The organism is Dyadobacter pollutisoli, from assembly GCF_026625565.1.
Classification (GTDB): Bacteria; Bacteroidota; Bacteroidia; order Cytophagales; family Spirosomataceae; genus Dyadobacter; species Dyadobacter pollutisoli.
Map to the genome: position 1 here is coordinate 5,989,459 of NZ_CP112998.1, position 12,916 is coordinate 6,002,374.

At 44.6% G+C, this 12,916-nt stretch carries 11 protein-coding genes; 5 read left to right on the forward strand and 6 right to left on the reverse strand.

Features of this window, described 5'->3' with window-relative positions; genetic code table 11:
- Positions 1-1,884, forward strand: a complete 1,884-nt coding sequence (locus ON006_RS24610; protein WP_244822677.1) for a M56 family metallopeptidase — start codon at positions 1-3, stop codon at positions 1,882-1,884.
- A gap of 47 nt (positions 1,885-1,931) precedes the next feature.
- Here ON006_RS24610 and ON006_RS24615 read toward each other — a convergent pair whose 3' ends face one another.
- Positions 1,932-2,999, reverse strand: a complete 1,068-nt coding sequence (locus tag ON006_RS24615; protein WP_244822678.1) for a ferredoxin--NADP reductase — start codon at positions 2,997-2,999, stop codon at positions 1,932-1,934.
- Positions 3,000-3,111: 112 nt separating this feature from the next.
- Complete coding sequence (locus ON006_RS24620) at positions 3,112-4,338, reverse strand: pyridoxal phosphate-dependent aminotransferase (RefSeq protein ID WP_244822679.1); 1,227 nt, start codon at positions 4,336-4,338, stop codon at positions 3,112-3,114.
- Positions 4,339-4,611: 273 nt separating this feature from the next.
- Here ON006_RS24620 and ON006_RS24625 point away from each other — a divergent pair, with 273 nt between their 5' ends.
- Both ON006_RS24625 and ON006_RS24630 read left to right on the forward strand, forming a co-directional pair.
- A complete protein-coding gene (locus tag ON006_RS24625) occupies positions 4,612-4,824 on the forward strand; it encodes a hypothetical protein (protein ID WP_244822680.1) in 213 nt (70 codons plus the stop codon).
- The gene (locus ON006_RS24630) at positions 4,814-5,278 is read left to right on the forward strand and encodes a type II toxin-antitoxin system VapC family toxin (protein WP_244822681.1); all 465 of its coding nucleotides are present in this window, start codon (positions 4,814-4,816) and stop codon (positions 5,276-5,278) included. Before ON006_RS24625 ends, ON006_RS24630 begins: the two co-directional genes overlap by 11 nt.
- Here the strand turns inward: ON006_RS24630 and ON006_RS24635 are convergent.
- Positions 5,275-6,492, reverse strand: a complete 1,218-nt coding sequence (locus ON006_RS24635; RefSeq protein ID WP_244822682.1) for a BamA/TamA family outer membrane protein — start codon at positions 6,490-6,492, stop codon at positions 5,275-5,277. The genes ON006_RS24630 and ON006_RS24635 overlap by 4 nt on opposite strands.
- Positions 6,493-6,638: 146 nt before the next feature.
- On the reverse strand, positions 6,639-7,850 hold the full coding sequence (locus ON006_RS24640; protein WP_244822683.1) for an NADP-dependent isocitrate dehydrogenase: 1,212 nt from the start codon (positions 7,848-7,850) through the stop codon (positions 6,639-6,641).
- 202 nt (positions 7,851-8,052) lie between these two features.
- Between ON006_RS24640 and ON006_RS24645 the strand changes: the two genes are divergently transcribed.
- Both ON006_RS24645 and ON006_RS24650 read left to right on the forward strand, forming a co-directional pair.
- A complete protein-coding gene (locus ON006_RS24645) occupies positions 8,053-8,631 on the forward strand; it encodes a 5-formyltetrahydrofolate cyclo-ligase (protein WP_244822684.1) in 579 nt (192 codons plus the stop codon).
- Between the two features lie 195 nt (positions 8,632-8,826).
- Positions 8,827-9,837 (forward strand): aspartate-semialdehyde dehydrogenase, encoded by a 1,011-nt coding sequence (locus tag ON006_RS24650; protein WP_244822685.1) that lies wholly within the window; start codon positions 8,827-8,829, stop codon positions 9,835-9,837.
- A 56-nt stretch (positions 9,838-9,893) separates the two neighbouring features.
- On the opposite strand, the gene ON006_RS24655 is transcribed toward ON006_RS24650, so the two are convergent.
- Positions 9,894-11,111 carry an NADH-quinone oxidoreductase subunit D gene (locus tag ON006_RS24655; protein ID WP_244822686.1) on the reverse strand — a complete coding sequence of 406 codons (1,218 nt, stop codon included), beginning with the start codon at positions 11,109-11,111 and terminating at the stop codon, positions 9,894-9,896.
- A gap of 4 nt (positions 11,112-11,115) precedes the next feature.
- A complete protein-coding gene (locus tag ON006_RS24660) occupies positions 11,116-12,684 on the reverse strand; it encodes a glycoside hydrolase family 10-like protein (protein WP_244822687.1) in 1,569 nt (522 codons plus the stop codon).
- Between the last annotated feature and the right edge of the window lie 232 nt (positions 12,685-12,916).

The window sequence follows — 12,916 nt, forward strand, 5'->3', positions numbered from 1 at the left end:
ATGCAAATCATCTCCAACCTACTTTCCGATTCCGTTGTGTCTGCATTCGGATGGACACTGATCCATTCTCTATGGCAAGGTACCTTGCTCATGATTTTGTCAGTTGCGACATTTTATTTTCTGCGTCGCTACACTGCTAATCTTCGGTACGCAGTCGGTGTTACATTGCTTTCGCTGCAGGTGATTGCGTCTGTCGCCACGTTCTTCTATTATCAGATAAAATCATCGCCCGTTGCCCATTATGGAAAACAGCTTACGTCCTACACAGCGACAAAAGTTCCGGTGGTTTTTAATCCAACCAATTATCCGCTCCCGGTCACATTTAAGATTCAAATGTGGCTTTCCGCTCACTTATACGAGTTAGTTGTTTGCTGGCTCATCGGTGCGGCATTTCTGTTACTCAGGTTTGCGGCTGGCTGGATATTTACTGAAAGATTACGTTTCAATGCGCGTGTGGTAATGGACAAAGAATGGCGGGCAAGATTTGGCGTAATCATTGCCAAAATGAATATCTCGAAATCCATTGAGTTTCGTGAGACGGCCAAAATACTAACCCCTATGGTCATTGGTGCATTCAGTCCGGTTGTGTTGATCCCCATTGGGTTGCTCTCTGGATTTTCAACTGCACAGGTAGAGGCAATACTGGCCCACGAGCTCGCCCACATTCGCAGAAATGACTACCTCATTAATATGTTCCAATCATTTGTGGAAGTGCTGTTCTTCTTTCATCCCGCTATATGGTGGCTTTCTGACCGCATCCGTGCCGAGCGCGAACATTGCTGCGACGATATCGCCTTGGCGGTTTGTGGAGACAAAATGTCCCTGGCGCATGCATTGGTAAAAGTAGCTGAATGGCAAACTGCTCCTCGCATGGCGATGGCATTTGCATCGAAGCGACCATTGTTGCTTCAAAGAGTTCAAAGAGTATTAGGACTTACACCAAAACCTTCCAGAACGTTTGGTAGCCTGCCTATTATGCTGTTTGCGATGACGCTCGTGATTGGTTTGTCGGTATATGCTGTTGCCCAGAAAACCGAAAAAGCAAAAGAGAAAGAGAAAAAATCCACTAAGCATATCAGCCAGAAGCGCAAAGCCGTGCTTGCGGAAGTCAATGTTGAAAATGAAGTTTCGGAAGTGCCAGAGATTGGGCACCTTGCAGAAATAGATGTGGAAAATAATATCAACATGGATTTTGAAGGTATTTCTGAAATGCATATTGATTTTGACAATGATTCATTGAATAAGAAAATGAATGAGATCCATAAGAGAATGCAAGCCCTGCAAACTGAAATGGAACCGTTGAATCAGCGTATGGAGGAAATTAACCTTGAAATGGAAAAGCAGCGGTTTGAAGTTGAACGCTACCAGCGGGAAATGGAAAAGATCGAATGGAAAAAAGAAGGTGCAAGGGAATTGAGACAAGACCTGATGGAAAAACGGTCGACGTTACTTGAACAATCTAAATCCAGCCAATCAAAAACCAACGAATCAGAACTGGACAAGCAGTTGGCTGACTTCGAGCAGCAGATCAAAGTGCAGGAAGAAATCATTTCACAATTAAATGCTCAAATTGCTTCTTCCCGCAAAGAGGCTTTCAAAGCAGAAGAGCCAATTCGGAAAATGGATTCGGAAATTCGCGACATTCAGGAAAAGATCGAAGAAATAAACGGAAAGATCGGCGTGGAGACACTCAGCTTTGAAAAAAGCATTGAGAGATCCCCGAGAGTGAGGGTCGCCCGTACCCCTTACGCAACCAGATCTATTCGCGCAGTTCGGACTCCCCATGCACCACCTGCCCCGGAAGCCGTTCGCGTCCGTCCAGCTAAGCCGGCCAAAGTACCGACAACTCCTCTACCGCCACCTCCACCACCTAAAAAACTATAAAAAAATGGGCGATGATTAATTTCACCGCCCATTTTCCTTTTTGATAGTTATTCCACTTCAATAATCACATCGTCACTCATCGGATGCGTCACGCAGGTTAAAATGAAACCTTCATCCAGCTCTGCCTGCGAAAGTGCATCCTCCTCATCCATTTGCACTTTCCCGGAAACGCACCTACCCAAACAGGCGGTACACATTCCTGCCTGGCAAGAATATGGCAGATCAATGTCCATATTCAATGCCGCTTCCAGAACGGTTTCATGCGGTTTGATAGGAAGCTTATACTCCGTTCCCTCGTAAAACAGCGTTATTTCCCTGGTTTTCAATGTATCATCATCCTCTTCCATAGTCACCTCCCCCGGCTGTGCCGCCGTGGCAGTCATGAAACTCTCCTTGCGGATTTTACTGTCGGGAACTCCGAGAATCGACAAAGCCCGATGCGCTTCCTCCATCATATCTTCCGGTCCACAGGTAAAATACTCAGCCTCCTTTTTATTCAATGAGGGGAGACCTTCCATTATTTTCAGAATATGGGACTTATTCAATCGTCCTCTTTGCCCCTCCCATTCCTCCGACGGCTGACTTAATGTATGAACAACCTTCAATCGCTGGCCGTACTTCGCTTCAAGTGCCGCTATTTTGTTTTTAAAAATAATGCTATCCTCATTGCGGCTTCCGTAGAGAAGAAAAACTTCACTTTCCGCTTCAACCATTAATATCGATTTCAATATGGAGAACAATGGAGTAATGCCACTGCCTGCCCCGATAAAAACAACTTGTCTGGTTTGATCGTCAGCCTGCTTTGGAAAAAATGCACCGGCTGGCTCCATGGTTTCCAGTACATCCCCTTCCTTGATGGTATCCAAAAGCAAGTTCGAAGCGTAGCCGCCGGGAACACGTTTAATGGTAATAGCCAGAGAAACATCCGTATAGGGTGAGCTGGACATCGAATACGATCGGCGGATTTTCTTGTCGTCGACCGGCAACAGCAACGTCAGGAACTGGCCCGGCCGGTAAGCCACTACTTCATTAAGCGGATGCCAGAAATGTATGGTAGAAGCCTCCTCGGTCTCTTTTTCTATTTCCTTTACTTTCAAAAAATAGTATTTACTCATTAGTTAGTAGCTTTTAGCTGCTGGCTATCAGCTTTTAGTGCGAATGATGGGCGTATTGAATACAAAAGCCTCACAGGTAACACCCATGAGGCTTTTATGATTTCACTTTTTGTTATTTTAAAGTTGCTACTGCGTCCTTAATGCGTTGTACCGCTTCTACCAACGCCTCGTCAGCGGCAGCAGTTGAGATACGGATACAATCCGGTGCCCCGAATCCGGAGCCGGCAACTGTGGATACGAACGAATTGTTTAGCAACCAGTTCGCAAAGTCGTCAGAACCATTGATGGTAGTAGTTCCATCCGATTTTCCGAAGTAGTAGCTTACATCAGGAAATGCATAAAACGCTCCCTGCGGCATATTCACTTTGAATCCTGGAATCTCTCTCAACAAACCTACAACCAGGTCGCGGCGACGTTGGTAAGCTTTTGCCATTTCTATGGACGGCTCCATTGTTCCATTGAAAGCTGCGGTTGCTGCTTTTTGAGCGATAGAGTTGGTTCCGGAAGTTACCTGGCCCTGCAATTTTTCAACACCATCGGCGATCCATTTTGTTGCAGCAATAAAACCGATTCTCCACCCTGTCATCGCGTAACCTTTCGCTACACCATTCACAGTGATCACGCGGTCTTTCAATGCTGGGATAGACCCAATGCTGAAATGTCCTTCTTCCGTGAAATTGATATATTCATAAATCTCGTCGGCCAAAACATAAATGTCATCATGTTTTTCAAGTACCGCTGCGATTTCTCTCAGTTCCTGCTCAGAATATACGGCTCCGGTCGGATTGTTTGGAGACGCATACATTACAATTTTAGTGCGCGGCGTAATCGCTGCTTCCAGCTGTGTTGCCGTTACTTTGAAGTCATTGTCAAAGGCACCATCTATAATGACAGATTTACCCTCGGCCAATTTCACCATTTCGGAGTAACTAACCCAGTAAGGAGCAAAAATTACAACCTCATCTCCCGGGTTGATCAAAACCTGGATCACATTGGCTAGTGAATGCTTCGCACCCGTAGAAACCACTATATTTTCAGGTTTCCAATCTATATTATTGTCGCGCTTTAACTTATCAGCAATAGCCTTTCGCAGATCAGGATAGCCTGCTACCGGTGAATAACCATGAAAACCATCATCGATGGCCTTTTTAGCAGCCTCGCAAATGTGTGCGGGCGTCTTGAAGTCCGGCTCTCCCACGCTCAGACTGATTACTTTGTGGCCTTGGGCGGCCAATTCACGAGCCATTTTGGTCATCGCCAGCGTCGAAGATTCTTCGAGGGCGTTGATGCGGTCGGCCAACCGTGGTTCCACCTGGGTTTGCTCTGCTACTGCGGACATTGCAACAAATAATTTAGTTAAAGAAGGTACTGCTATCTGTATCAACAAATTGCCCGCAAAGCTACGTGTTTTTTAGAAGTTGCATTGTGTAATGCAAAGAAAGATTGTGAAAAGTTGTTGTTAGTTATTGAATGCTGCTTCACCACGACAATGCGTCCTTGTAGCATTGTAGCATCAACTTTAAACAATTCCCTAAAATTAGGGACGTTACAGGAGGGGAAATGGCGAGGATTAGTAGACAAAAATTGTTAAATTTGAAAAAACACGGTTATTATGAATGCCTTACGATTTATTGAAAAACCTCAAAATAGGGAAATCAAGATTTCCCTTCCTGACTATTTTAATGACGATTTGGTAGAAGTTATTATTCTTTCTTTGGACAAGAAAGAATCAGAAACTTCAAGACTAAACATTGCTCAAACTTACCTCGATCAATCTCAGAAGTCATCTTTTGATACAGGTAAATTTGACCCGCATGAGCAATAGCAATCAGATTTTCATCGACAGTTCAATTCTTGTTGAATTTAAGAAACATTCAAAACCAGAACTCCTTCTGCGTCTTTTATCTATGCCGGATCTTGAACTGGTAATCAATCCTATTGTGCTTAGCGAATACACTTTTTATCTGCTCGCTATCCAAGGTGAAAAGTCTCCAAGATCTGTCAAAGAAAGCCAGGAAATCAAAAAAATATTATCACAAGATCGGCCAGAGGCATTCTTGTCCATTTTTAAGGTCTTATCAAATGGCAATGAAATTATTCCAAAATATCTGGAATTGATGGGTACCTATAACCTTTTGCCCAATGACGCACTGATTCTCGCTACCTGCAAACTTCATGGCATTAGAAAGCTTGCCACTTTTGATGTGACTGATTTCACTCGGGCATGTTCAGCTGAGAACATCCAGCTTATTCAACGAGTCTCGGACCTTAAAGTCTAAAACACCTCCCCCAAATTCACAAACAACCCCCGCGACCCATCCATACCGAAGCCGTAATCAATCGCAATGTTGGCGCCGGATGTTTTGTTGACCTTGATCCTGATTCCGAAACCGCCAGCTGGTGAGACTTTTTTGAAATTTTTTGATGGCCAGTCTGAAACACTTTGAGCATTTGCAAATAATACGCCGCCGAACAGCCCGTTTTTGGTCAGTGCAAAGCGATATTCAGATTCAAAATACAGAAGATTTGTACTTCGAAAGCGGCCTTGAATGTATCCACGACCGATGTTATTCGACGGGTCCCATCCGGTGCTGGGCAAATCCAGGTAGGGCGGCTTTCCTCCTACAGTCAGCCAGTTGTAGTTCCAGAACGCCAGCGTATTTTGACTTCCTCGCGGCAAGTTGAAGTATTTCCTGATGTCTACCACGAGGGACTGCCAGCTGTTTGTACTTCCTAGCGTCTTCATATTTGCCCTGAGCTGTACATTGGTATATAAGCCTTTCAACGGATTGATCGAATTCGTCCTGCTATCGTAAGAAACAATGGCTGCTGGGCCGGTAGAAGAGGATTTCTGCCCCAGTCCATACTTCTCAATGTCTTCATTTTTGCTTTCGGGGTCCAATTCTCTGGTTATATCCCAGCGCTTATCAAAGAAAAAGCCTGCCCCCACAAAAAATGACTTCCCAATTCTCTTCAACACTGACTGATGCATACGCAGGTGCTTAAATTCCAGCCCGACAGCATCCGTCAATTTCGAATCCGAGCCTAAGCCGTAGGTATCCTGAGGATATTTGAAAAAACGCCAATCGACGATAAAATTGTAGTTATTATTCCTCGTCCAGATGTTCGCCTGTACGGGGATCGTCATTTGTTTGTATTCTGTGTAAATAAAATTGGTCGTGATACTGGAAATATTGGTCGTTTTAGGGTCGCTGGTGTAAAAAGCAGTATTAACATTGATCGAGCCCGTCAATCCTGACGATAATGTATAACCAGCCGCCGGCACGACCGAAATTATCGGCTTGCCCGATCGAATTTTGGTAACCCGAACAGACGAATCCGACTTATTCTTATTTTTCAATTGCCTGAAAACATCGATAATGTCTTTTTGCATTACTTTCCTTACCGAATCGCTGCGGGAAAGTGTATCCTGGCCATATTCAGCCTGCAACAAACCACTAGCTGAAACCCTGCCAGGCGAGATCAGTAGCATTATAAGGGCTAATATGTGGTTTGTCTTTATCAAGAGTCAGGTTTGTATTGCAGGTTTGTAGTAATATATATTAAAATGATACCTGCAACAAAAAAAGCCACCGGTTTCACGAGGAAACGGTGGCTTTCTGCAACAATTTATTTTTATTATGCCAATGCAGCTTTCAAATTGGTATCGATAGCTTCAAGGAATTCTTCTGTATAAAGGTAATGATCGCCGTGTTTCACGTCATTGCCATAAATACCAACAGCCAAATCCTTAGTCATTTGACCACTTTCCACAGTTTCGATACACACTTTTTCAAGTGCCAAACAGAAATCGATCAATGGTTGGTTGTCGTCAAGCTTGCCACGGAACGCCAAACCACGTGTCCATGCGAAGATGGATGCGATTGGGTTAGTAGAAGTTGGTTTTCCTTTTTGATGCTCGCGGTAGTGACGTGTCACTGTCCCGTGCGCTGCTTCTGCTTCCATTGTTTTGCCATCAGGCGTAACCAAAACAGAAGTCATCAGACCCAATGAACCAAAACCTTGTGCTACGGTATCAGACTGAACGTCACCATCGTAGTTTTTACAAGCCCAGACGAAGTTACCTTCCCATTTCAATGCAGAAGCTACCATGTCATCGATCAAACGGTGCTCGTAGTGAACTTTACCTGCATATTCCTGCTCGTAAACTTCCTGGAAAATATCCTTGAAACGACCGTCGTATTTTTTAAGGATTGTATTTTTAGTAGAAAGGTACAAAGGCCATCCTTTGCCCAAAGCCACATTGAAACAAGCATGTGCAAAACCACGGATCGACTCGTCAATGTTGTACATTCCCATTGCAACACCAGCTCCTTTGAACTGATAAACTTCGTGCTCGATCACTTGTCCGTCTTCTCCTTCGAACTTAATGGTCAACTTTCCTTTTCCAGGAACAACAAAATCTGTTGCCTTATACTGATCTCCAAAAGCGTGACGGCCAACAATGATAGGAGCTGTCCAGTTGGTTACCAAACGAGGAACGTTACTCATTACGATTGGCTCACGGAACACTGTACCATCCAAAATGTTACGGATCGTTCCGTTTGGAGATTTCCACATTTGTTTCAGGTTGAATTCTGTTACGCGGTCTTCATCAGGAGTGATGGTAGCACATTTGATACCAACACCGTATTCTTTGATCGCATTAGCAGCGTCGATTGTAACCTGGTCATTGGTTTCGTCGCGATACTCCACACCTAAATCGTAATACTTGATATCTACATCCAGATATGGTAAAATCAGTTTTTCTTTGATAAACTTCCAGATAATCCTGGTCATTTCGTCCCCGTCAAGTTCCACTACGGGATTGGCAACTTTAATTTTGCTCATGTCTTATTTCTAAACTATAGTTAAAGATTTAAAATGCGAGCGTGAAAGTACAAACAATAGCGTAAAAAGGCGAAAAAAGGAGAACATTGTTGATCCATTTGCAGGATGGTTCAGATACTTGCGCATTTGTTAGCGTACCATCGGGAATTGGAACCATTGGTCTAATTTTCGATATTGCCAGCCGGCACAAAACAGATAAGTGATGGACAAAGCTTTATTGCGAAAGGATTTTCTGATGAAAAGAATCCGTCTGACGCAGGAAGAAGCTTCCATTAAAACTGATCTCATCATAAAAAACCTGCTGCAAAGTCTCGAATTACTGGCCTTTGAAACGGTTCACATTTTCCTGCCGCAACTCGGTAAAAATGAAATTGACACCTGGAAAATCATCCCGCAACTTCGCATTTCATTCCCGGACGTAAGCATCGCTGTTCCCTACGTGATTCCCGGCACGAGGGAAATGGAGCATTGCCTACTTGATTCCCAAACTATCCTGATTCCTAACCAATGGAAAATCCCGGAGCCTGATCCCCAGTCTTCTAAGATCATCTATCCTGAAAATATCGACGTCGTGCTGGTACCATTGCTGGCATTCGATCTGAAAGGGTATCGGGTAGGTTATGGGGGCGGTTATTATGATCGTTTTTTAGCTCAATGTCGCCCTGATACAATCAGAATCGGTCTTTCCTATTTTGGTCCGGTGGATGAAATTGGAGATATCGATCCGTATGATGTGCCGCTGCATTACTGCATTACGCCGGGTCAAACGTATCAGTTCTAAGCTTTATGATCACCTTATTGGCATGATCCAACGGTCGGAATTGCTTGTTGGATGCTGAATTTAAATGCATTAAAAAACGAAAATCATGATTCATTCTAAATTTCGTCGTATTTTTGCGGCACTTTTCGCCTTAGGTAAGATCCTATATGGCACAGAGTAAATTATATTTTATCCATTTTTAATCTCAATGCAAGAATGAAAATCGCAGTAGTAGGCGCTACCGGTTTGGTGGGCGGCGAAATCCTCAAAGTGCTCGAAGAGCGTAATTTCCCGGTGACGGAATTATTAGCCGTTGCATCTGAAAGATCTGTTGGCAAGGAAATTACATTCAAGGGTAAACAGATAAAGGTGATCGGATTTGAGGAAGCGATTGCAGCTAAGCCTGACATAGCCATATTCTCGGCAGGCGGCGGTACCTCATTGGAACTTGCTCCACGGTTCGCAGAAGCTGGCATTACGGTGATCGATAACTCGTCGGCATGGAGAATGGACCCTACCAAAAAACTGGTTGTACCTGAAATCAATGCTGGTGAACTGACCAGAGAAGACAAAATCATTGCAAATCCAAACTGCTCTACCATTCAAATGGTGGTCGTTTTGAATCCTTTGCACAAAAAATATAAAATCAAACGTGTGGTTGTTTCCACTTACCAATCTGTAACCGGAACAGGTAAGGCGGCGGTTGATCAGCTTTTCTCAGAACGTGCTGGCGACCATAGCAAAGGAAAAGTTTATCCACACCAGATTGACCTGAATGTACTGCCCCACATTGATGTGTTCCTGGATAACGGCTACACCAAAGAGGAAATGAAGATGACCAACGAAACGAAGAAAATCATGGGCGACGACAGCATTGCTGTTACCGCTACTACGGTTCGTATCCCAACCATCGGAGGTCATTCAGAAGCAGTTAACATTGAGTTCGAGAATGAATTTGACCTGAACGAAGTTCGTCAGATTTTGAGCGAAGCAGAAGGTGTGATCTTGCAGGACGACCCCAAGAATGCTCTTTATCCAATGCCATTGACTGCACATGGAAAGGATGAAACATTTGTAGGCCGTATCCGTCGCGACGAATCTCAGCCTAAGACATTGAATTTGTGGATCGTAGCTGATAACCTGCGTAAAGGTGCTGCTACCAACACCGTTCAGATCGCTGAATTTCTTGCGAAACATGACCTGGTAGGCGTTGCCGAAGAGGCATAAGCCTGACAATGTTTTTGATATATAACAGAAAAGCCGCTTTGAAGCGGCTTTTCTGTTTAACGGTCTACCTCGCCCATTACCACATCAATGGAGCCTATAATGGCTACCAAATCCGCCAGTAACGATCCTTTTGACATTTCTCCGATCACGGACAGGTTATTAAAAGAGCAAGCGCGGGCTTTACAGCGGACCGGGATATCAGACCGGCCATCGGTGCGGAAGTAAAAGCCAAGTTCTCCTTTCGGATTTTCCGCTCTTACATAAAAGTCCATGGCCTTCGGACGAATTTTCTTTGGAACAATGGCTTGTGGGTCAAAATCACGGGTACGCTTGAAAGCTCCGGTAAGCTGTACCAAACTTTGCTCGATCATTTTCACTGATTCCCAGCATTCTACCACGCGGACCCAGGTACGGTCCCAGCAATCGCCAACTGTGCCCATTTTGCCTTCACCAATCGGTACCTCAAAATCCAACTCTGGATAGACCGAATATCCGTCAACTTTTCGGAGATCATAACGCAAACCCGAGCCTCGGAGCATTGGCCCTGTGCAGCCATAGTTGATCGCAACAGGTAGCGGCAATACGCCCACATTGGCAGTACGCTGGATGAATATTTTGTTTTCGACTACAAGTTGTTGCAATTCAACCAGTTTTGGCTTCAAATATTGAACAAATTCCAGGCATCGTTCTTCAAAACCCACAGGAAGATCGTAAAATAACCCTCCTATCCAGACATAATTATAAAGCATTCTCGCCCCGCATGTCCATTCCAGCAGTCGCAAGATCTGCTCACGATCCCGCATCATCCATAAAAACGGCGTATAAGCGCCAATATCCATAGCATAAGTACCGAGCGCGACAAAGTGAGAGGCCAGCCGGTTCAGCTCTGCCACCACTACCCTGATATATTCAATGCGTTTTGGAATGTCATTCTCGATACCCAGCATTCGTTCCACGCCCATTACATAAGCATGCTCAGAGTTCATGGCCGCCACATAATCCATACGGTCCACATAGGGTATGATCTGGTTAAATGGCAATGCTTCCGCATGCTTTTCGAAGCACCTGTGCAGGTAACCGAGGTGTGGTACCACATCCACCACCACTTCCCCATCCGTCACCACTTCCAGTCGCAGAACCCCATGAGTAGAAGGGTGTTGCGGCCCCATATTCAAAATCATTTCCTCAGTACGAAGACTTTCGGAGTTGTATTTTGTGGGGGCAGAAACCTTTAAATATTCGGGCTTGTATTCGTATTGTATAGAATTGCTCATCGCTCTAAAATCTGACTAACTTTTGATCATGAACCTCTACTTTCAATGGCCCGATCGGTCTTCCTTCGTTGTGAAGACGATCGACAGCCGTCACATAGTAGACATAACGTTTGCCAGATTCGGCACTCATATCCACAAATTGCTCCCCTTCATAGCACATTCCAATGATGCGCCTTGGGTCGTGGGCTGTTGCTTTTTCTTCGGGTGGAAACCGATAGATCACATAGTACCAGGCCCGGTCCCCGTCCGCCGCAGCGTCTGGCTTTTCCCAGGTAAGTTCAATGCCTTTCGACAACAACGTCGCTTTCAGGCTTTTGGGAGAAAGTGGCGGAACGCGATCTTTCCAAGGCATTGTCGGAACCAGGGCCGGATACTTGAAAAAATCCCTGCGCAACGAATCCACAAAACCCAGGCTGTTGCCCCGCAAAGAGCGAGAGCTGAAAAAGATAGCCCCATCCGTCTCATTTTCCCTGAAATAACGGATCTGGTTAGGAATTTCCACCGGGTTGGACCAATGCGTATCTTTATCCTTATATCCGACACGGTAAGCCCCCATACCTATATACAAGTGTCGCTCGTGATTGTTTTCAGTCCACCAATCCACCAGGTTCTTATATGGTACTCTTCCAAAACCGGAAGAAAAATAAACCTGCGGCGCTATATAATCAACCCAGCCTTCCTTCACCCATTTCCGGCTGTCAGCAAAAAGGTCATCATAAGAGGCCAGCGCGCCGAAAGTTTTCGATCCTTCTGCATCCCGGTCTTTATTTCGCCAGACACCAAATGGGCTGATACCGAATTTTAGTTTAGGTTTGGTGGCTTCAAGTGCGTCATGAATTTGTTTTACCAATAAATCCACATTGTGTCTTCTCCAATCTGCTTTATTGGTGTAGCCGTCGCTGTACTTTCTGAACGTCGCTTCATCCTGTATTACCTGTCCCGGAGCTGCATATGGATAAAAATAATCGTCAAAATGAATGCCGTCCACATCATAGTTCTTGGCAACATTAACGGTCATCTCAGTAATGAATTTGCGGACTTCGGGGATTCCAAAATCAAACAATTTATATCCGTCATAAGTCAGGATCCATTCGGGATGCAGCTTACTGATGTTCTCGGAAGAGATACTAGTGGAAGATTTGTGAACCAGCCTGTTCAGATTCAGCCAGGCGTGAAATTCCAATCCGCGCTTATGTGCCTCTCCGATCATAAAATCCAGCGGGTCCCACATGGGGTCCGGCTGCCTGCCTTGTCTGCCGGTCAACCACTCTGACCAGGGCTCAGGACTTTTGGCATAAAACGCATCTCCCGCCGCACGAACCTGCACGAATACCGCATTCATTCCGACTCTTTTATGAAAATCCAGAAGTGCGGAAAACTCTTCCTGCTGCTCTTCTGGTTCAAGATTTTTACTGCTAGGCCAATCGATATTATCAACAGTAGCTATCCAAACCGCTCTGAATTCTCTTTTGGGAGGTAAAATATTTTCAGTTTCCGCAGATTGGGCAATGCAACTTTCCATTAAAAACATCATGAGTGTAAGGGAAAGCGCAACTATTTTAATTTTTTTCACTATCTAACCAATGCAAAATGTTAATCCAACCAAAGTAACGTAATTTGGAACAAAGTTAGCCGAGAACACACTTAAATTCATGTAATGAGGGTTTGAATTGCCCTCCTCAATGATTTTACGGATTCCGACAGCATTCTTGTCTTTGTCATATTTTGACCTCTTAAAAGTCGTCTGCGCTTTCAGAAACGGCAAAGAAACAAACGACAGATTGTTGTAATTGTGAATAATTTTT